18 protein-coding genes and 1 other RNA gene are annotated in these 21,516 nt (G+C 47.9%); 13 read left to right on the top strand and 6 right to left on the bottom strand.

Annotated elements, in window-relative coordinates:
• Positions 1-5: 5 nt before the first annotated feature.
• From fliR to ACO6UY_RS16875, 10 genes are all read left to right on the top strand, one after another.
• On the top strand, positions 6-767 hold the full coding sequence (fliR, locus tag ACO6UY_RS16920; protein WP_422447115.1) for a flagellar biosynthetic protein FliR: 762 nt from the start codon (positions 6-8) through the stop codon (positions 765-767).
• Between the two features lie 3 nt (positions 768-770).
• A complete protein-coding gene (locus ACO6UY_RS16915; RefSeq protein WP_422463456.1) occupies positions 771-1,940 on the top strand; it encodes an EscU/YscU/HrcU family type III secretion system export apparatus switch protein in 1,170 nt (389 codons plus the stop codon).
• The gene (locus tag ACO6UY_RS16910) at positions 1,940-4,075 is read left to right on the top strand and encodes a flagellar biosynthesis protein FlhA (RefSeq protein ID WP_422447111.1); all 2,136 of its coding nucleotides are present in this window, start codon (positions 1,940-1,942) and stop codon (positions 4,073-4,075) included. Before ACO6UY_RS16915 ends, ACO6UY_RS16910 begins: the two co-directional genes overlap by 1 nt.
• Positions 4,076-4,238: 163 nt before the next feature.
• Entirely contained in the window at positions 4,239-5,192 is a 954-nt protein-coding gene (locus ACO6UY_RS16905; protein WP_422447109.1) for a DUF1186 domain-containing protein, read from the top strand.
• A gap of 449 nt (positions 5,193-5,641) precedes the next feature.
• Positions 5,642-5,869, top strand: coding sequence for an AbrB/MazE/SpoVT family DNA-binding domain-containing protein (locus ACO6UY_RS16900; RefSeq protein WP_422447107.1), 228 nt, complete (start codon positions 5,642-5,644; stop codon positions 5,867-5,869).
• Complete coding sequence (locus ACO6UY_RS16895) at positions 5,869-6,291, top strand: type II toxin-antitoxin system VapC family toxin (RefSeq protein ID WP_422447105.1); 423 nt, start codon at positions 5,869-5,871, stop codon at positions 6,289-6,291. Before ACO6UY_RS16900 ends, ACO6UY_RS16895 begins: the two co-directional genes overlap by 1 nt.
• A gap of 613 nt (positions 6,292-6,904) precedes the next feature.
• Positions 6,905-8,995: an anti-phage ZorAB system protein ZorA gene (gene zorA, locus ACO6UY_RS16890; RefSeq protein ID WP_422447103.1), complete on the top strand. Its 2,091-nt coding sequence runs from the start codon at positions 6,905-6,907 to the stop codon at positions 8,993-8,995.
• 1 nt (position 8,996) lies between these two features.
• Positions 8,997-9,749 carry an OmpA/MotB family protein gene (locus ACO6UY_RS16885; RefSeq protein WP_422447101.1) on the top strand — a complete coding sequence of 251 codons (753 nt, stop codon included), beginning with the start codon at positions 8,997-8,999 and terminating at the stop codon, positions 9,747-9,749.
• The gene (locus ACO6UY_RS16880) at positions 9,746-11,194 is read left to right on the top strand and encodes an EH signature domain-containing protein (RefSeq protein WP_422447099.1); all 1,449 of its coding nucleotides are present in this window, start codon (positions 9,746-9,748) and stop codon (positions 11,192-11,194) included. Before ACO6UY_RS16885 ends, ACO6UY_RS16880 begins: the two co-directional genes overlap by 4 nt.
• A gap of 2 nt (positions 11,195-11,196) precedes the next feature.
• Complete coding sequence (locus ACO6UY_RS16875) at positions 11,197-14,679, top strand: SNF2-related protein (protein ID WP_422490705.1); 3,483 nt, start codon at positions 11,197-11,199, stop codon at positions 14,677-14,679.
• 229 nt (positions 14,680-14,908) lie between these two features.
• On the opposite strand, the gene ACO6UY_RS16870 is transcribed toward ACO6UY_RS16875, so the two are convergent.
• Positions 14,909-15,337 (bottom strand): transposase, encoded by a 429-nt coding sequence (locus ACO6UY_RS16870; RefSeq protein ID WP_422447095.1) that lies wholly within the window; start codon positions 15,335-15,337, stop codon positions 14,909-14,911.
• Between the two features lie 456 nt (positions 15,338-15,793).
• Positions 15,794-16,738, bottom strand: coding sequence for an ADP-ribosylglycohydrolase family protein (locus ACO6UY_RS16865; RefSeq protein ID WP_422447093.1), 945 nt, complete (start codon positions 16,736-16,738; stop codon positions 15,794-15,796).
• Positions 16,739-16,935: 197 nt separating this feature from the next.
• Between ACO6UY_RS16865 and ACO6UY_RS16860 the strand changes: the two genes are divergently transcribed.
• Positions 16,936-17,295: a hypothetical protein gene (locus ACO6UY_RS16860; protein WP_422447091.1), complete on the top strand. Its 360-nt coding sequence runs from the start codon at positions 16,936-16,938 to the stop codon at positions 17,293-17,295.
• A gap of 227 nt (positions 17,296-17,522) precedes the next feature.
• On the opposite strand, the gene ssrS is transcribed toward ACO6UY_RS16860, so the two are convergent.
• The 4 genes from ssrS to ACO6UY_RS16840 form a co-directional block, all read right to left on the bottom strand.
• Positions 17,523-17,702: non-coding RNA, 6S RNA (ssrS, locus tag ACO6UY_RS16855), on the bottom strand.
• Between the two features lie 80 nt (positions 17,703-17,782).
• Positions 17,783-18,088 (bottom strand): cell division protein ZapA, encoded by a 306-nt coding sequence (locus ACO6UY_RS16850; protein ID WP_163373137.1) that lies wholly within the window; start codon positions 18,086-18,088, stop codon positions 17,783-17,785.
• A complete protein-coding gene (locus tag ACO6UY_RS16845; protein ID WP_101749308.1) occupies positions 18,085-18,294 on the bottom strand; it encodes a TIGR02449 family protein in 210 nt (69 codons plus the stop codon). The genes ACO6UY_RS16850 and ACO6UY_RS16845 overlap by 4 nt, the downstream gene beginning before the upstream one ends.
• A 264-nt stretch (positions 18,295-18,558) precedes the next feature.
• Positions 18,559-19,326, bottom strand: coding sequence for a class I SAM-dependent methyltransferase (locus tag ACO6UY_RS16840; RefSeq protein WP_422447089.1), 768 nt, complete (start codon positions 19,324-19,326; stop codon positions 18,559-18,561).
• Between the two features lie 291 nt (positions 19,327-19,617).
• On the opposite strand from ACO6UY_RS16840, the gene ACO6UY_RS16835 reads away from it, so the two are divergent.
• Complete coding sequence (locus ACO6UY_RS16835; protein ID WP_422447087.1) at positions 19,618-20,232, top strand: UPF0149 family protein; 615 nt, start codon at positions 19,618-19,620, stop codon at positions 20,230-20,232.
• 35 nt (positions 20,233-20,267) lie between these two features.
• A complete protein-coding gene (ubiH, locus tag ACO6UY_RS16830) occupies positions 20,268-21,494 on the top strand; it encodes a 2-octaprenyl-6-methoxyphenyl hydroxylase (RefSeq protein ID WP_422447085.1) in 1,227 nt (408 codons plus the stop codon).
• The last annotated feature ends 22 nt before the right edge of the window (positions 21,495-21,516 follow it).

Below are 21,516 nucleotides of genomic sequence, written 5' to 3'. Positions count from 1 at the left end.
GCATTATGGCACTTTCTGAGCTGTCACATCAGATTGTGCTTTATTTGCTGGTGTTCTGTCGTATTTCCGGATTTGTCATGACCTGTCCGCTGACCCGGGAGTGGTTACCTCTCTCAGCACGCTTACTGCTGGCTTTAGCACTGTCTGTGGCCGTCATGTTGCAACTGTCATCTGCAATGACTACCGATCTGTCACTGAGCCTTGTCCTTGCGGCCTGTTCTGAGTTTATTACCGGACTGTTATTTGGCGCGGTATTACTGATCTATTTCAGCGTGTTTACCCTCGCAGGGCATTTAACCGGCCTGCAGATGGCGCTGGGATTTGCAGAGCTGAGCGACCCTGCCAATGGCATCAGTGTTACCGTGGTTGCCCGTATCTATCAGGTTATGGCTCAGCTTCTTTTTGTTCTGATCAATGGCCACCTGCTGTTCTTTATGGTGGTTATTAACAGCTTTCATGCATTACCCATCGGGCATTTTCTGATGATTATCGACCGAGTACCAGCCCTGATCACCATGGCTGGCTGGATGTTCGGAGCCGGGCTGCTTATTGCTCTTCCCGCTATTGTCTGTCTGCTGATTGTCAATCTCACCTTTGGTTTCATGACACGATCAGCACCACAGATGAATCTGTTAACCCTCGGTTTCCCCATGATTGTTCTGGTCGGAATCGTACTGTTGAGCCTTAATATACTGCAGGTGCCTTATGTGGTCGAACAGCACATCCACTATGCATTGAAGACTCTTGGGTTTCTCCTTTCTGGTTAAGTGATGAATTCCGAACAGCAAGAACAGGGCAGTGAACCCACGGAGCAACCCAGTGAGCGGCAGAAAAAGAAAGCCCTGCAAGAGGGGCAGGTCTCCCGGTCAAGAGATCTGATGATTGCCATGCAGACCCTGGCCATTTTTTTACTGCTTGGCCATTCCCGTTATTTTGATCAGATCGACACCGTTATAGCCATGCTGGCACAGGTTGACGCACCATTGAGTGATGCCTCCGGAGCCCACGCATCAATCATGGACAGTCTGCAGACGGCATTTTCCGTATTTCCGTCGGTCATGATCACCATGTCCCTGGTGATTGTAGTCAGTGTCACCGCTGGTGCCCTGATTTCCGGCCCCTTTATCTTCAGTGTGACCATCGTGGCAGCAAAAGCCCGGCGGATAAATCCGGTGGCAGGGTTGAAGCGGATCTGTTCTGTTCAGGGGCTGGCTGAGGTGGTGCGGGCATCATTAAAAACCCTGTTATTAGCCGTGGCGCTTTTTTTGATTATCCGCTACCGATTGCCAGAAATCATGGCACTGCGTAACTACCCTGTGCCGATGGCCGCAACCCGGGCACTAACGCTGTTATTGTCCACCGGACTGGCATTATCGGGTGTACTTATGGTCATTGCCGCTGGTGATGTTGTGTGGCAAAAACACCGCCTTCAGAAACAACAGCTTCTTACACGACAACAAGTCAAAGACAATCTGAAGAACGAAGATGGCTCACCACAAACCCGGCAGAGGATTCGACAGACACGGCAAAAACTGGCCGCAGTGACGCGCAAAAAAATGCTGGATGCTATCCCCGGTGCAGATCTTGTGCTGACCAATCCGGGCCATTTTGCGGTGGTATTGAAATACCAGCCGGACAGTTATCGGGCTCCAGTGCTGGTGGCCCGGGGGGTTGATCATATGGCAGAACTGATTATCAGTATCGGGCGCTCGGCGGGCAAGCCGGTACTGATTCAGCCCATGCTGACCCGGGCCCTGTATTATCATACTGACATTGACCAGGAAATTGCCCCGGATTTGTATCAGGCGGTGGCAAAAATCATGGTCTACCTTTATCAACTTGATCGTTATCGCACTCACCAAAGTACCTTCTGTCCCAGCTCACCCAATATACAGATACCTGAAAAATATCAGCATTCATCAAGCACAGGAAATCCATAATGAGCAGTACCGGCTTGTTCCTGCCGACTCCTTCAAAGGCTTCCTTATTGGCGACACCGCTGCTATTGCTGGTGGTTCTGGCCATGCTAATGCTGCCTATTCCGCCATTTCTACTGGACTTCCTGTTCAGTTTTAATATTACCCTGTCGTTGATTCTGCTGATTCTTACCATTTACATAAACCGCCCCCTGGATTTTTCCCTGTTCCCGACACTGTTGCTGGTTGCCACTCTGCTGCGGCTGGCCCTGAATATTGCCTCAACACGGGTGGTGCTGATCAATGGTCATAATGGACCCTATGCGGCAGGCAAGGTGATTGAAGCTTTTGGCAGCGTGGTGATTGCCGGTAATTATTTTGTTGGTTTACTGGTTTTCCTGATTCTGGTGATCGTCAACTTTGTGGTTATTACCAAAGGTGGCAGTCGTATATCGGAAGTGACTGCCCGTTTTGTGCTCGATTCGATGCCAGGCAAGCAAATGGCCATTGATGCGGATCTGAACTCCGGCGTGATTGACCACAATGAAGCCAGGGTGAAACGGGAAGATATTACCCGTGAAGCTGATTTTTACGGGGCTATGGACGGTGCCAGCAAATTTGTCCGTGGTGATGCCATTGCCGGGTTGATGATTTTGCTCATCAATATTCTGGGCGGTGTGAGCATTGGCGTCTGGCAATATGACATGAGTGGTACCGAAGCCGTGCAGCTTTATGGACTGATGACTATTGGTGACGGGCTGGTGGCCCAGATCCCTTCACTGCTGCTATCCACCGCCGCCGCCATTATGGTGACCCGTATATCCGGGGCTGTGGACATGAACCAGCAGGTTCAACAGGAAATTATCGGACAACCCAGGGCGTTGATGGTCGCTGCTGCTGTATTGGTTGTGATTGGTCTGGTACCGGGTATGCCTCATGTGGCCTTTGTTATACCGGGCTTACTGATGATGTTGTTTATCTATCGACGTATATCCCTGGAAAGAGCGACTGAACGGAAAAATGCACTGGCTGGCAAAGGTGATAAAAGTGGCGTGGCATCAAAGGAGCGACTCACATGGCAGGATATATCGATCGTTGACCCCATTGGCCTGAATATTGGCTATCGTGTGATATCACTGCTGAGTCAGAACGCTGCGAATCATGTAACCAGTCATGTAACCAAAGGTGAATTGGCCAGTCAGATCAGGCACCTGAGACGGGAATTGTCGGAAAAATACGGCTTTCTGGTACCAATGATTCATATACGCGATAACCTGAATCTGGACCCGGACAGTTATTCTATTCAGCTGCATAATGTTGCCGTTGACCATTTTAAACTGCACCTGGATCAACTACTGGCCATTGCCATGGAGAATGCCCGGCCTCTGCCTTATGATCCTCCGGTCAAAGACCCCTGTTATGGGTTGACGTCTTACTGGATTCCAGTGACTGAACGGGAGGCATCATTACAGGCCGGCTATACCGTGGTTGACTGTGCCACCGTGATTACCACCCATGTCGGCAGAATGATCGAAAATCATATCGATGATCTCTTCGGGTTCGAAGAGACTCAGGGGTGGCTGACCCATCTCCGACAAATCTCACCGAAGCTATGCGACGAACTGGTTCCGGATAAACTGCCTCCGGGCCTATTGATGCAGGTTCTCAAGCGACTGCTGGCTGATAATATTTCGATTGCTGACAGCCCACGCGTTGCCGCTACATTACTGGCTGCTTCAGGGCCACAGCAGGATATTCTGACCCTACTGAGTCTGGTTCGTATCACCTTACGACGACAGATTATCGACCCACTGATCAATCATCAGGTTCTGCCGGAACAGCTTGTTGTGTTTACCCTGTCGCACGAACTGGAAAAAATGTTGTTGATGGCCAGAGAGCAGGCCAGACGGGATCCACAGTTTTCAGAAGAGTCTTTCGTTATCGAGCCCGGCCTGTCGATGCAATTGCAGAATAATATTCCGGAGTTGGTCAGTCAGGCCCATAACCAACAGGTAGAACCCGTACTGCTGGTTTCACCCCAGCTCTGGCCTCTGCTTTCCCGATACAGCCGCATCGCGCAATACCGCTCATTAACAATATTGTCGTTTCAGGAGATCCCTGATGATCTTCAGGTGGAAATTATCGGACAGCTGGGGTGAGATGATGTTGGGAGCATCAAAAAAATCCGGAGGGTCCATCAAAAAAAGGCTTATGGGAAGCTGCCATCAGGAATAACCGGGCAAACCCTTCAAGGGCTGTATCTTAACACCGTGAAGGTCTATCCTAGCGGCCAATTTATTGAATACGTTGGATTAACTGGTTATGCCCCTTTCTACCGAGGATCTCTCCAGACTGAAACAAAGCCTCTCCCGGGTTTCCAGTGAGTTGCCTCTGCCAGCCTTAAGAGAGGCCACAGAGCATCGGCAGGAGATCACTCCCATGCTTCTGCAGGCGCTGGAAGCGGTGAAAATACGTGGTCAGCGCAGCAGCTCATCGGCAAAAAGCCGTCTGGCACTTCATGCCCTTTATCTGTTAACGCAGTTTCGTGAGCCAGCGGCGTGGCCCATTGTTGTTGATCTGTTCAGCTCCATGAGTTCTGAACAGAATGTGGCGATTGGTGATGACTTTGATGAAGTGGTTTGTGATCGCCTGAGCCAGATTTTTGCCACTGTATGTCCCGGCGATATTCGCCCACTGCAGTCCATTATTGAAAACACCAGCATTGATGAATATGTCCGGGATGCCGCACTGGGAGCCCTGGTGGTCCGTTATCAACAGGGAGACCTGGAGCTTCAGGTGTTGACGACCTATCTGCATCAGCTGTATGAGTACGGTCTTGAGCAGGAAAAAAATCAGGTGTGGAATGCCTGGGTCCAGGCCTGCTACAACACCCAGCCCGAGTCTTTTATGATGGCCCTGAAAGACCTCTACGAAAAAGAGTGGGCGGATACCTATTACATCACCCTGGACGAACTGAAATTACGCTGCGGTGTTGCGCCGGAAGTGATTAATAAGTCAGTGATGAAGCAGGAAGGTGAGTTCTACTGCTATCTGGACGATGCTGTGGCGGCATTAAGGCAGTTGAGCTGCTATTCCGGAGAGGGCAACGAGCTGTTAACCAACCTGGAGAATATGGTGATCAATCAGACAGCACCAAAGCAGGGTGAACAGTCTCAGCGAGCATCGACGTTTACTTCATCACCCGCCGGTGTTGGCAGAAATGATCCCTGCCCCTGTGGCAGCGGCAAAAAATTCAAGAAGTGTTGTTTGCACTGATAACCAGTAGACGGTTTCAATGTCATTGATAGGTTTCCTCTATCAATGACTCCCAAACTCCGTTCGTCCTGAGCGGAGCCGAAGGGCGCTCAGGGTGAACGGAGATTGTATACCGGGGCATAGAGCGCAGAGCAGAAGCAAACCCGCAGGGCAAAAAAACGCCGGTACATTCCTGCAACCGGCGTTTTTATTGTTAGCTCAGGCGGCCATTAGCCCATCAGCTGAACAGCGTACTGTGGCAGACTTTTGGCCTGGGCCAGTATAAAAACCGGCCTGCATCAGCATCTGGCTCTTGGTCATGGAAGTGGTTTCCTGAGCGAAGATTGTTCGCATCAAGCTCATTGAAATGGTGTGCCAGTGCTGATGTCTGAAAGTGAAAATTTGCTTAGTGATATATTATTAACTATTAATTTAATACTTATTAAGTTATTTCAGAGCGATCAAATACCATGATGAAACTGACCACGCAGGGGCAGGTCACCATACCCGCCAATATCCGCAAAAGCCTTGGTCTTAAGCCCGGTGACCGGGTCAGCTTTCTGGAGAATGACCGTGGTGAAATCGTGGTTCAGAAAGTTGACGTTAAGTATTCCGACCCGGTAGAAAAAGCCGCCGACGATTTCAGTTTGTCCATGGGCGCTGACGAGCTGATGAAACTGCTGAGGGATGATCGCTGATGCCCAATCTGCTTATAGACACCTGTGTAATATTGGATATTCTGGATCGGGAAAGTCGCTGGCATAACTGGTCTAAAGATCAGTTCCGTCACCTTTCGAAGACCCATAGCCCAGTAATAAACCCCATTGTTTTTTCTGAACTCTGTGCAGGAATGGAATCTCCCGCTGTCGTTCTGCAGCTATTAAGCAGCCTGAGTATCAGCGAACAATCACTGAACCATGAGACCTTGTTTCTGGCCGCCAAAGCCTTTGTGCAATACAAGAAACGGGGTGGTACAAAAACCGGTGTATTGCCGGACTTCTACATTGGTGCCCAGGCTGCAGTATGCAGCTGGCCCCTTATCAGTCGCGACAAAGGGCGCTTTACCCGCTATTTTCCAACCGTTCAGGTTATCATGCCCGAAGCCATTAAATATAATTAATGTGAATTGGTGTCAGTAATTGTCCAGCCCCAACTGTGATTTACGACAGTATAATGAGTGGGTTTTGCATGCTAGAATGTCAGAATTTTTATATACGTCGCTGTCTGGCTAGATAAGTTTGGCATACTTAAAGCAACCTGCTCCGTACTTGGTAGCAAGGCTACATGGGCTGTTTCGATATATGCGTACTTTGCACCTTGTAAAACAAGTGGTGCATATCAAGTCTTCCTACCTGAATCCGTGCCATTGGTGGTAACGCCCTCTACTACTCGGAGACTATTTCGTAGAACATCAGGCGTCACCTGAGCTTCGGAATGATGTTTACTGCCCGACCTTCACCACCCCTTGGTAATATTTTGATTTTAAACGATTAAATATCGTGCCAACCATATATTCGAATAGAATATATGCTTCAAAATCAAATGATTACGCTATTTTGGTGGTGAAAGTGGGTTACTGCAGACATTTTTGGCTTTTCTCTCTTACGTTAATTCAGGAAAGAAGAAACAGCGAGCCAAAATATGGATTATCAGGATGGCTATTACTGGTACGGTAAATTCAATGTGATTTGGCCTATGCGTTTTGGGACGGGAACTATCTTAGGAAATATTGTATGGCGTCCGATACTTACAACACTTTAAACCTCGGGCAGTTAATGCCCGAGTTCGACACTATTCTTAACGGATTCCCCAATACCGGAGCCGAACTCAGTGCCTGGTTTGTGGCGGTACTGCTGGGTTTAACCGTTCTGTTCTTGTTGATTTCCCTGCGACAGGTATTTTTAGCTCGTCAGCGGATTGAGTGGATTAACGATCTGTTAAAAGGACACACATCAGAATCCATTGCCAGGAACCGGCAGGAATTGATCGAAAAAGCACAGGAAACCAAGCATGAAGCTGGTCATCTCTGGCTGGAATTTGATGAAACCCTGATTGAAGACCAACACTTGGGCAGGGTTAATCTTTATAACACATATGACGCCGCCTATTTTTTCAACAACTCTACTCTGGCTGCCGGTATCACCGAAAGCCGGTTGCTGGCGGCAGTGCCCGGATTTCTCACTGCCCTGGGCGTTATCGGTACCTTTGTGGGGTTGCAGCTGGGTTTATCGGAGCTCAATATCGCCGGTGATGTATCCATTGAAGAAATGAAGGGCGGCATTGCCGGAGTTATTAACGGTGCCAAGTTTGCCTTTATGACCTCGGTCTGGGGTGTGGCGCTAAGTGTACTTTTTAATTTTATCGAAAAATGGATAGAGCGAATTGCCCGCTCCAAGGTCTCCGAACTTCAGAACCGTATCGATAAGTTATTCCCCCATATCACTGCCGAAAACCAGCTGCAACGGATTGCTGATGACAGCAAACAATCCCGGGAAAGTTTACAGGGTCTGGCTGAAAAGATTGGCGAGAAAATGCAGGAATCCTTGCTTCAGGTCAGCACGAATATTCAAACAGGCTTAGAAGAGAGCCTGGAAAAAATCATGGCACCCGCTATCAATAAGCTGGTCGATGAAACCTCGGATGGCAACCAGAAAGCACTGGAAAGCCTGGTTGAAAAATTCATGGACAGGTTTGGTGAACAAGGCACTCAACAGCGTGTAGTCATGAACCAGACTTCCGAAAAAGTGAATGCTGCCCTGGATGGTTTGAATACGTCCATGTCCGACTTTATCAGTAGACTGGAAGCGTCACAAAATGCCTCTGGTGAACGAGAAATAGAACTGGTTAATACCATCTCCCGGCAAGTCTCACAGCTGGTTGAACAGGGTGATGAACAAAAGCGGATGCTTACCGGATTTGTCAATGAGCAGCTTGGCAATATGACCACGGAATACAACCGGCGGGAAGAGGCAGCACAACAACGGGAGCAGGCCCTGGTTGAAAAAATCTCTACTCAGGTGGACGCCCTTGTCTCCAACGCTAAAGAGCAAAATCAAGCCATGGCTGAATTTGTGGACAGCAAACTGGGGGCAGTCAGTCAAACCTTTGCAACCCACCAGCAGAGTGCCGCCGAACGGGAAACAGAAAGCAACCGTATTTTTGTTGAACAGACCACTGCCATGAAAGCTGGCACAGAAAAACTGATGGAACGTGTTGAACGGGGTCTTCAAACTCAAATGAACGCATCCAGTCAGCTGCTTGAACAAGGCAGAGCCCTCCAAACCAGTATTGAAACCTCTGTTCGTGCCAGTGCTGAAGCTTCATCAAGCATGAAAGCCACAGCCACCGAGTTAAATTCTGCGGCCAGCAGCATGAATTTGTTTGGTTCCCATATCAGAGAGGCGGGTAATCAGCTCTCGGGCGCTGTTACCAGCGCAGTAGAAAGTACTAATGATCTTGCCCAGCAAAATCAGCTCAGCAGTGAGAAGATGGAACAACTGCGTGGTCAGTTACGTCAGGATACCGCCCGGCTGCATGATGTTATTGAGAAAATGAATGATATTGTTGAGATAGCGGATAATACCTTCGACAACATGACCAGCCATCAAAATGCTTACCTGAGTGGGCTAAATAAAAATGTTAAGGAGTTAGCTGATCATATGACCCGGCTTCTTAATGATTACGCTGAACGAGCAAACAGCCAGACAGAACGTCATTTGAACGTCTGGGCTGAAGGAACAACTCAATATACAACCCAGATGAACAGTCTGGCTAAATCGCTCTCCAGCGTAGTAGACGAAATTCAGGGTAAGACTGGCCGCTGATATGAAACGACGATTTGGAACACAGCCGGTTCAAATTGACGAGGAGAACCCTTACTGGCTCTCCTTTTCCGACTTAATGTCAGCCTTACTGGTTGTTTTTATTCTGGCGGCGATTGCTCTTATTATAGAGCTGACCCAAACCCAGAAAATCATCCAGCAAGATATTGAAGAGCTGAGAAACGCAGAAAAAGCCCGGCGGGAAATACTCTACGAAATCAGAGATGAGCTGGAAAGACAAAATATTCTTGTTCAGATCACCGACAATGATACAGTCTTGCGTATTCCGGAAAGTACGTTGACCTTTGCGTCCAATAGCTACGACATACCCACAGATCCTGACGTACAGGCAAATATTATCGCTATCGGTAATGCATTGCACAACGCCATCGATAAGCCTTTTGATGACAGGGATTATAACTTTAAACGCTTTGAGTACCTGGACACGGTGTTTATTGAAGGTCATACCGATAGCCTGCGCTCTCCAAGAATCAAAGGTAACTGGGGGCTGTCATCATACCGGGCTATTTCACTCTGGGAATTCTGGGAAGAGCATCTGGAGCAGCAACCTCGCTTCAACGATATGACTAATGCGTTTAATCAGAAGCTATTTTCTGTCAGCGGTTATGCGGCCTCACGACGGGTACAGGCTGTGGAGACTACTCGTGAACAACGCAGTCACAATCGTCGTATCGACCTGCGCTTTACAATAAAACGTCCGTCTATTTCCGAGCTGGAGAAAATTTCAGACCGATGAGACTTAATATTGGACAACTGCCATTTTCATTACCCGATAAACCTTTTGGTGGTCGGCTGGAAACCATAAAAAAATTACAGGTTGAGTTAAGCCAGCTTGCCACCAGAGCGGGCACTGGTAATGTCAAGTTCGAGAAGGCTTTTGCCGATGTCTTAAACTGTGTGAGAGGAGGTCGTGATCTTTATCTTGTGATGGATGAGCCAATCAAGGTAAGAGCTTTGGCACTGGCTTTTAGTACGAAAATCGGGCCAGATATCCGAATTACACAGCCATTGCTGGATAATATTGACGAGCTGAGACCCACGCCAACAACCTTGTTTATTGAGAGTCTTTACCAGCACTTTTTGAAAATGTATGACCGGCTTGGCGATTATCAAATGGTCGCCCGCTGGCTGCTTAATGCCCTGCCAAAACGTAATTTGAAAAAAGATTTCCATAATCATCTTTTAGGGGAAAATGGCCCTCAATGGGTGGCTCAGCAAGCCATAAAAGAGCAGAGAGAATTTCACAATCAAGTGCAGCATATTGGGCTAGGTAACTACGTTTCCGGACGATTTATGACCGTTGCCAACAATATTTACTTTGTTGAGCAGCTAAAAACCATCCCAGTTAATGAACCCCATAGAATTTTGCAGGAAGTTCAGAAGCCATCTGTCTATGAAGCACCTTATGACAGTCGCTATCTTCTGGGTCATAAGATTCTTGAAACCCTGATAACCCGCGCGCAAAACACCAATGTCCATGACAGCTGGCTTCAAGTAGTCATCGCAATAGCAGGAGACCCCAGAGTTCCCAAAACTCATCCACGATATCAGAAGTGGTGGAGTCAGCTGGATAGCAGCCTTCATCGAGTGGTTCAGGGTTGGTTATCAAAACTGGACTTACGTTTGTTTCTTGAAGCACTTGAGGACTTTTCAAACCTGCCAGGTAAAGAAGAGTTACGCAGGATGTTCCCATCCCGGAAAAAATTTCTTGAGGGTTTGGACGATAAAGAGCTGGTTGGGCATACCCGGCTTTATCTTTCACGCGGTGCCGAGCAATATCTGAAAATGAACTACAAGAAGGAGCATTTGCCTGCTTATTCCCGGGTGAGTAACGGTGATAAATCGCTGATCTATGTTCAGCTGGCTAACGGGCAAGCTCATATGGTGGAAGGCAGTCATAGTTGCTATTTGTGGATCTACCGCGACTTACATGAGACTGCACTGGTTTTTGATCATGCAAGGACGTCTGTAAGTTACGACAATCTGACGAGTGGGTTAAATAGACATATGGAGAGACTGGGTTGCCGTGCAGAAGCCAATATTACGCATAATCCCAGCAATTTCCATTGGCAGCGGCAAGCGATAGAAACCCTCAGACGTATTGGCATCCATGTTAGTCCACAGGATGTTTTATCGCCACAGGATTATCAAAGCTTCAAGCGTCGATTCGGAGTGATGTGACAATGATCAAAGGATGGCTGAATAGATTACGGGGACTTTCCGGCTCCGCAGAAAACTATCGCTTTGAAGCTGATTTTGAAGGTTTAAATTTTTCTACAACAACAGTGAATTCGGAAAAAATCCCTACAGGGAACGCTGATGTCTGGATTACCCATCAGCATATTGCCCTGACTATGCTGGTTGAGCAGGGTGATGCTGAAAAAATACCAAACGGATTTATTGTTCCTACCGAAATCGCCGTTCAGCTGGATGAAGAGCATCGTGAGCTTCTGGGGTTGCCCGAGCAATGGCAGGGGCATATCCAGGCCGATATAAAAGGAGTGACCAGTGGCTCAAACTTCGGGGTCAGCCTGAAAGTAGAAACAGCTAATGGTCAACTAACGCAATCTTTCAAAATTGTCGGGCCGTTACTCCGTTTTACCGAAAAACAACAGTATATTCTCACCCCTGCTCAGCAGTTAATTTTCGGTGCTTATGATGCTCACGAAGCATCGGAAAAATCAGAGTATGACAATCTGAAACTACTGCTGGCCTTACAGAAAGGTCAAAGCATTGGAGCCAAAATTAATCTTGGCCATTTTGATAATGACAAAAAAGAAATCAAGGCACCGGACTCCATCTCAATAAAAGCAGAGCTGGATACTAACGGTAATCTGATTTTAACGCCCTTCATGGGGCAAAGTGCCAGTCCGGAAAGAATTGACAGGGTCTTGGGACAGCTACACTCTGACAAAGCCACCGCACTGCGAGTAGATGACGAAATCATTCTGTTTGACGAGCAGAAGCTAAAAGCCGTTCATGAAATACTGAATAACCGCACAGTTCCCAAGAACAAAGTTCAAGATTTCATTAAAAATCCTACGGCGTTTATCGATGCCAGCCTGGTTGATCTCGACCTTGGTTTTTCTCTCCGGGTTAAAGGCGCAACAGCGTTTAAACATGCTTATTTTGGAGAAACGGACGGTGCTGGTATTGACTGGTTTGGGCGATCTTCTTCTGGTTCAGAAGTGTTGCCTGCCAGTAAATTAGCCGAACAGGTTGAGGATCAGGATACACTCAATAAACTGAAAGGCGATATTGAAAATGCCCGGAAAACAGGGGCTCAGGAAATAAACTTTCAGGGAAAATCCTACGATATATCCTCAACAGAAGCTGTTGCACAAGCCTTAGACAAGATTGAGAAGCGTATTCAGGAGGGGGCAGATAAAGAGGATTCGGATGAAGCATTGGATGATGAGCCCACTGATCAGAGTGAAAACTCTGATAATGAACTGGAATACGATGTTCCTGCGGTTGTGGATATTGAGCTTAACGATGAAGACTTACAAGCGTCCTCACCATCAGTAAATAAAGCTATCAGTGATATTCCCTATCCTGCTGAAAAACTCGATTGGTCAAACTACGCCAGACAACCTTTCCCCCACCAATTGATTGGTGTGCAATGGATTGCAGGGTTGAACAAGAATAGTGATGGTGGCCTGCTCGCGGATGATATGGGCCTGGGCAAGACGTTTATGGCTCTTTCAGCTATTGACCAGATATATAAAAATACTCCTGACAGCTCGACAAAAAAACCAGCACTGATTGTTGCCCCTTTGAGTGTATTGGAAAACTGGAAAGATGAAGTCGATAAAACATTCACTGGCTCACCGTTCAAGTCAATTGTGATTCTTCAATCTGCTGGGGATTTGAATACTTATCGCTCAGGCGGAGTTGAAATCAGGAACCAAAACCTTAGTTCAGAAAAGACTATTTTCGATGATGGTCAGGCAGATATTAAATACTCCCTGAATATAGGCAAGAACTTTGGTCATGATCGTCTGGACATGCCAGAAAGACTGGTGATTACCACCTACCAGACACTGCGGGACTATCAGTTTTCCTTGTGTCAAATTGACTGGGGCATGGTAGTTTTTGATGAAGCACAAAATATAAAAAACCCCAATGCCCTGCAGACCCGTGCAGCTAAAGGTCTTAAAGCTGATTTCAAGCTGATCGCCACGGGTACGCCTGTAGAAAACAGTCTGGCTGATTTCTGGTGTTTGATGGATACAGCTTGCCCTGGTCATTTGGGCAGTTATCAATCATTCAGAGCAGAGTATGTTACCCCTATTCTGCGAGCAGCAGGTGATGAAATTGAAGAAGTCAGAGCAAGGGTTGGCCGTGACCTCAGGTTGAAAGTCGGCTCTTTCATGTTAAGGCGAGTGAAAGAAGACGAGTTGGAAGGCTTACCCCAAAAAACTATTTTTGTGGGTATTGAAGGTGACGACTGGTCTTTCATGGATTTACTGAAAACTGAAATGACCGGTCTCCAGCTGGATAGTTATAACGCAACTCTTGGGTTGCAGGTTGAAGCAGAAGGCAATCAGGTCCTGGCCTGCTTACAGCGGCTTCGTGATGTATCACTCCATCCACGGTTAGCTGACCAGGGACGGCTTGATGTTCCTAATCATAAAAAAGAGCTGCTGAACCTTTTTGGTGAATCCGCCAAAATGAAAAGCCTGATTGAAACGCTAGAGCAAATTAAACAGCGTAAAGAGAAATGCATCATTTTTTCCGTTAATAAACGGCTTCAGGCGTTTTTAAGTCTGGCTTTGGGCTCATGGTTTGGGTTGGGACCGTTATCGGTTATTAATGGCGACGCTAAGGCTGTGGCTAAGCGGGCTTTAGTGCCAACCCGTAAAAGCATGATTACTGATTTTGAGGCAGTCAATGGCTTCAACATCATTATTATGTCTCCAGTAGCCGCCGGTGTTGGCTTGACTGTAGTGGGTGCCAACAATGTGATCCATTTTGAGCGGCACTGGAACCCGGCCAAAGAAGCTCAGGCTACCGATCGTGTTTACCGGATTGGCCAACAAAAAGACGTGAATATTTACGTGCCTATTTTACATCACCCGGAGTTTGAATCGTTTGACGCTAACCTGCACAAGCTGTTGAGCAAGAAAACGTCCTTAAAAGATGCTGTTGTTACCACCGAACAGGTTATACCGACTCCGCCGGGGTTTGGTTCCAACGTATTTACGCCAGGCCACCGCATTACACCTGACGACCTGCTGAAAATATCCTGGGAACAGTTTGAAGCACTTTGTGGCCTGCTGATGGCAAAAAGCCTGAATGCAAGCAGTTGCTGGTTGACTAAAACCGGGGCTGATTATGGTGCCGATGCTGTCATCCTTGCAGATTCATGCGGTTATTTATTGCAATGCAAACACACCAAAAATGCCAGTTATGATGGCTACAGGGCTGTTACTGAGGTTTACACGGCCAAGCTCAAGTATGAAAACGGTGTAGGCAAATCAATTTCACATCTGTTGTTTTTGACTAATGCAAAGCAGTTATCTGCCAAAACTCGGAAGATTGCCAAAGAATATGGTGTAGAGGTGATGAGCTATGACCAGATCGAATCTTTACTTGAATTGCATCATATTTCATTTGAGCAGATACTGACACTCCTGAAAAAGAAACGACTGAATATTGATTAGTCAATTAGCACTTAATGTGGACAACCGGAAAAACAGGGGGGCTTGACTCTTGAGTGTGCCGTAGCGCAATTTCCAAATAATCTATAACCCGGATTCGGCCGATCACCTCCATATCCGGTTTCTGGGTACTTTTAACTTCCATACCTTTAAAGGTGATATGGAAGCTGCACAACGCCTTTTTATCGCCCTCCTTTCGCTAGTGCATCCAAGCCTTAATACCCATACATCTTCACACCTGCAGAGGACGGTCTTTGAAAGCCCACTTAAATGGCTTGGCCATCCTCTCATTGAAGAACTCAATGAAACCGTAGAGCCGTACCTTCAGGTCCTCTTTGGTAGTGAAGCTGTTCCTCTTCAAAAACCTTCTGACCAGGATGGAAAACCAGATTTCAATCTGATTCAGCCAACACGCATGCTTCGGTGTGTAGTGGAACATAATCTTGTGGGTTGGATCGGTCAGGTACATGGCACGGGTCTTTAGATTCTGCAATATCCCTGACTTACGTTTGGTGCCCAGTTCTTCTTCAGACGTCTTCTCAACCCTTGCTGCTGTCATCACTGCGGCTTCACACATATGAGTGTTCAGCAAATCGGAGAAGTCTATTTCGGCCCTTGTATCTCTGATCAGGGGAATGATTTTCCCGGTTACAACATCCATGTCGGCCTGATTTTAAAAAACGCCCCACCTGCCTCTGAGAGATAGATGGGACGATACCTTTATCTACTGCTGCCATGGCCAATGAGTTTTCTGACCAATGACTGAAGGGATAACCATGGTCTTCAGGTTTGTCGCAAGACATGGCGATAATCTGGCAAATTTGTTCTGCATTAAACTTGGGTATGGAGGAAAAGAAGGGATGGCAATCAAAACATACGTGCGTTTGTATGGATATCAGGGCTTCTCGGTACTAGGATGGTGGTACGCCCTATAGCTGGTTGAAAATCCGGGAAAATGCAGGGTATCAGAGAAGGGGGATAAAACCTCCCCACCCTGCCGCTGCCACGTTTGTCCGTAACGGTCTCTGTTATTTATCGTAAATACTTGAATTTAATCTTCTAAAAAATCGAGTTCAGTTGTTTGGGATAAATAATGGGATAACTCTGTGTGTTGGTCTTATAAGGCTTGCCATTCAGCGGGCAACACAGAACCGGGTAATGAGGTTCGTGCAATCCAGGCGGTTGGCATTGCTTTATCTGAACCGAAGAAGCATGCAGACAAAATTGCACCTAATGGAATGGCCCTTCCACAACTGTCACCCCCGCAGTAAATATTTTCTCTCACTGTTTTTTCATAGTTCTCGGCCTGCAGCAGAAGATGGGTAATCACTGTAAATGAGGCGTCAAGACCGCAGTGCATTCCCACTTCCTGTGCAACCTCTTTTGGGCTGCGCTTGAGCATTGATTCAGCGATTTTGATTGCCTTGGTAATGTCTTCGTTTACCTCTTTTGCCTTTTCCACGCACTGCTCAGGTGAAAGGCCCTCATGAGCACTTTTTATCATTATTGCAACGGCTCTGGCGTAGGTAACGGCACTGTCGTTATTATTGGTGACACGTACTGCTGATTCTACCTTTTCCATCAAGTCCTGGTTCTGGCCATGGACAGCAATCAGAGGTGGTAGCTTTGATAATGCCGGATTCTGGGTATCGTCAGCACCGCAGGCAGCAAGAGGTTCATCATTGCTCTTTCTTTGATGGAGATTGAGCAGGGTTTGCCTGGTTGGATGATCCGTATAACCTTGCCACTGACCACCAAAGTCAAACCATTTTTGGAAAGATTCTATGTAACTCTGCTCCGAATAATGGCTGTTGGCTATGATGGCATCCTGCATCGACAGCAACTGAGCGCCGTAATGGGAAAACTCACCGGCCTGTTTTCCTTCATGGGCAAAGTATCCCTTGTCCTGGTATTCGGCCCGGACAGGCGTATGAAACTCGGGACTTTCACCTCCGTACTTTGCAATCAGGGCCTGATCGTATAACCAGTGAAATCCCATGGCAGCGGCATCAGCGACCAAGGCACCAATAACTGATTCATAGGCTCTTTGTCGTTCATTCATTGCAATACCTTTCTGTTACGTTATATGCCTGTCTGAATTTTTAGCATACTCCCTGCATCATCACCCGGTTTCCTTTTGTGAAGGACTTTGTCTTGGTCAGGGGGGGCACCTGTTTTGACTTTTAATTGATAAACCTAAATTCAGCGGTTAACCCATCAGCTAAACTCTAAACCCTCAGCCATACCGAGGGTTCACAGATGGTTCGTCCACCAAAACCCGCTCCCCTAAAGGGTGAGCTGTCAGAAATGAAAAAAGACCCCTTGTCGGTCACGCTCGAAGTCGATTCTTTCGATGGAAAAATTCATGTTGAATGGGACCCGGAAGCTTCGGTCACTCCAATGGGGCAATTGGCTTTTTTTATCCAGTATTTAAAAGCGGGTCATCGATTTGGACCTTGGGTCGATGATTGCCCATTGATCTATAAAAGCCCCAATGCACCTCAAAAAGTTGATGTGCTTGGGTCTATAATGCTCTCCATACTTTCCGGACATAAACGATACGCACGCATTGGAACCATTAATCAGCTCGGGATAAATGCTGGTATAGAGCTCAGTTGAGAGGTTCAAAAGCTATCCCTGCGGGCATGGCTAAGGGGGGATCAACTGTTGAATTTAGGATGATGCTTTTGAGTGGGCAGAACGTAATCAGTTTGCCCATCCCGGGTTTTGAATGTTTTAAATGGTACGAATATTTAATTAAGTTAAAAGGGCGTGCATCCTAATGGCAAGGCAATCTATTGGAGTAGAGGGGAAGAGTGAGGGGGCGATTTGTATCGAGTGGTTGAAACCTCCCCACCCTGCCGCTGCCACGTTTGCCCGTGGCCGTAACGGTCACGGTGGGGGCTGCTGAGGTGAATCGGGCTTTCCGCTACAAGGCGGACCTGCACTCCAGCACCTGCCAGGAGCTCCCTGGGTAGTATTATCGGCTCGGGACGTATGATGACTGGCGAACAGGCCAGGGAGGTTTCTGCGGCATTATATCGACTATTGAGGAGATGTCTGCAAGTTTTTTTTGTTTTCGTGAACATCAGAAACGGTGATCAGATCAACGCTCCACGGCTGCCAGTGCCTGATCCAGTTTACCCAGCAGTTGGTCAATGTGCTCCTGGGTGTCCTGCTTCTCATCTTCATTCTGACGACGGCTCTGCATTAACTCGTAGCTGATATTCAGCGCGGCCATCACAGCGATTCGCTCAATACCGACAACTTTGCCTGAAGAACGGATTTCATGCATTTTTTCGTTCAGGTAGCGGGCAGCGGTGTACAGTGCCTCCTGATTGTCTTTGGGACAGGCAACACGGTATTCCTTATCCAGAATATGAACGGATGTCACTGATGATTTATCCGTCATGACTCGTGCTCCAGAGACCTGAGATGCTGGATCATCGCTTCTACTTTTGTACGTGCAACGTCATTTTTTTCCATCAACTTCGCTTTTTCAGCTACCCAGGACTGCTCCTGCTGTCGAAGTTGCCTGTTTTCAGTCGTCAGCTTCTGACAAAGGGCAACCAGATAGTTAATTTTCTGATCGAGGGCGATGAAATCGGATTCTTTCATAGCTTCCCTGAATGCTCGGTTATTAGGGTTACTATAGCCTCTGGAGAAATTCAGAACAATGACTTAATGGTTGACAATGTTTTATTTTTAATTTGTCGGGTAATACCTTGTACCAATGGATCAAGTTGTCCTTTGTTGAAGAGGATATAACGCGAAATGCCTGCAAACAGAGGCGACGCATTTTGGTTGATCGGGGTAATCATAGTAACCTTAAGACTGTCAGCCCGGGCTTGCAAAAACGACGTCCGTAATAAAACGGGCAAATCATGCGGGCTTTCTGGCAATAATCCGTATTTGATCCTGATCACCATGACTCCATACCGGGTAATGGGGAGCCTCACCCTGTTCGCATACTTCGATAACAAATCCGGCATGTTTCATTAATACTTCCAGTTGTTCGGACGCAAAAAAACAAAAGTCTCTGCCGGGGATATTAATTTTGTGGGCAGCCAAAACCGGATCGGTTATCTCCGGACAGTTAACTGCTTTGGCCGCCTCTGCCAGCAGGTTGAGATAATCCCGCTGACCGGTAACGGTTAACGGTGATTTTCTTACACCGTCGTGTATCTCCCTGCCCAGGTCGGTACTTTTCAGCACTTCAACGTCACAGGAACAGCAGGTAAGCAGAAGCGTGCCCCCTGGTTCGAGAATTCGGTAGATTTCATTAATAGATGGCACCACTTCTTCATTGGCCAGAAAATGGAAAACTTCGGCGCAGAGGATTCCGCAGAAGGCATTATCGGCAAAAGGGATATGCTGTGGCAGTTTTGCAGCTTTGCAGGTCACTGCTTTCTGCTGAGTCTCAGGCAAGTCCTTCAGCCATTCGGACAAGTCTGGTTTATCCATATCAGTGGCTATTACCTGTGCGCCATGCATCAGGGCTGCGTGAGTATTAACTCCGTGGCCACAGCCAATATCCAGCAGGGGTTTATCGTTTTTCCAGCTGCCTAGCCAGCGATCCAGATAGATAACCGGATTATGAAACGTAAAACCAACGCCCAGCTGATTTCTTTCGTACAAAGGCTCTGGCATGGCAGTATTCCAAACGGGTTGGACTTAAGTAGTTAACCAAATGAAATCATATTTTCTGACTAAGTGGTCAGTCACTCTGCGGCGTTACAACTCCGGTCACATAGCTAAGGCTATGCTCCCTTCGTTGTGCCTTGCATAGTAACTGCCCACTTAGCCAGAAATATACGATTCCATTTGGCCAACTACTTAGCAGGATAGACACTTTCTTTATTTAATGACTGACAAGTTTGCCCGGGAAGTCTGTTAGAATCCCGGTTAAGTTCGACTCAGTAATTTCAATGGCCCTATATCATGACGATCCACATTTCCCAGCCCGGCGACAAACCCACCTTCATATCGTTTGATGAACTCGCCAGTCATCTGGCAGAGCAGACTCATCCATCAGAGATTCATGGCTACCTATGCGGCCTGTTTTCCGCCGGTGCCCATCCGGGCCTTGAGAAATGGCTGGAGCAGCTTGCTGAGCAGATGGGTGACCAATCGATTGATGAACCTGCGAGGCAGTTATTAAGCCAGTTATTTCTGCATACTCAGAATGAGCTGAACTCTGGTAGTCTGGCGGCAACACTGCTGCTTCCTGATGATGATGAAGCGCTTGGGCTGAGGACGCAGTCACTTGGAATATGGTGCCAGTCATTTATCTCTGGCTTTGGTCAAGGGCTGGACAGTCGTCAGGTCAGTGAGATGGTGGAAGAAGTGCTCAGGGACTTTGCCGAAATCAGCCTGATAGAAACCGCAGAAGAGAGCGAAGAATCAGAAAAGCTGTATGTTGAAGTGAGTGAGTTTGTTCGTTTGGCCTGGCTGAATGTCTATGCAGAGGTTTGTGGTTTGCCCGAGCTGCCCGACGATGATGGCAGTGCTGGACAACGTTCTGTAAAACAAGGCGCTGCCAAAACCCTGCACTGAGCAGAGTTCCACAAAATCATGGTGGAGGCTGAAACGTGAATAATTCTACAGACAAGATGGATTTCGATGTTTTGGTGATTGGTGCCGGGCTGGTGGGAGCCAGTCTGGTCTGTGCATTGGAACAAGTGGTTATCAAGCAGGGGTTGAGGCTGGCGATGGTGGAAACCCATGACCTGAGTCAACCCAGAGATATTCCGCCGAGTTTTGATGCCCGTGCCTCGGCGCTGTCCTGGGGAACCTGTTGTATTTACCAGCAGCTTGGGCTGTGGCCGGATCTTGTGGATCAGGCTCAGGCGATTACCGATGTTCATGTGTCTGATCGGGGCAGTTTTGGGGTTTCCCGCTTGCGGGCTTCTGATGAAGGTGTCCCGGCACTGGGGTTTGTGGTCAAGAATCATGTGCTGGGTGATGTGCTTTTGCAACGGTTAAAGGGTTTCCAGAAGCAGGGCAGGGTGACCATGTTCAGTCCTGATAGGGTGGCAAGCCTGAGCCCTGTTCCCGGAGGTATGAAAGTTCAGCTCAGGCACTCAGAGATTTCCGCCTCGCTGGTGGTTCTGGCTGATGGTGGCCGCTCAGGGTTGATGGATCAGCTGGGAATTGGGCTGCAGCAGTGTGACTATCATCAGCAGGGGATCATTGCCAATCTTGCCCTTGACCGCTCGCATAATGGTGTGGCCTGGGAACGCTTTGCCGGTCAAGGTCCGATGGCACTGCTTCCGTTAACCGGTGATCACCATTTTGCACATCGGGCAGGGCTGGTGTGGACGTTACCGGATGAGGAAGCCGATTCGCTTTATGCTCTGGCAGATGATGATTTTCTGGCGTTATTGCAACAGCGGTTTGGCTATCGGGCCGGCCGCTTTATTGCCGTGGGTCAGCGGGACAGATACCCACTCACCATGCGCATCGCCAAGGAGCAGGTAAGGCCGGGGCTGGTTATTTTGGGTAATGCTGCTCATGCCATCCATCCAGTGGCAGGTCAGGGTTATAACCTTTCTATTCGGGATACCCTGGCTCTGGCAGGCAATATCTCGGACTCATTGGAACGCCAAATCCCCGTAGGTGATCTTGGCCGGTTGCAGGAATACTGGCAACAACAGTTGAGCGACCAGAGTCTGACCAGCCAGTTTTGTGATGGCCTGGTGCGCCTTTTCTCACGGACTGACACGGCCTCGGTAGTGTCCCGGAATCTGGGATTGGTGGCGCTGGATTATTGCCATCCGGTGAAGTCAACATTCACCCGCAGGGCCATGGGATTATAAACCGGCGAGACTCTACAGTCTC

This window comes from Endozoicomonas sp. ALE010, from assembly GCF_049310165.1.
GTDB lineage: Bacteria > Pseudomonadota > Gammaproteobacteria > Pseudomonadales > Endozoicomonadaceae > Endozoicomonas.
This window is presented reverse-complemented; position numbering and strand designations above follow the sequence as displayed.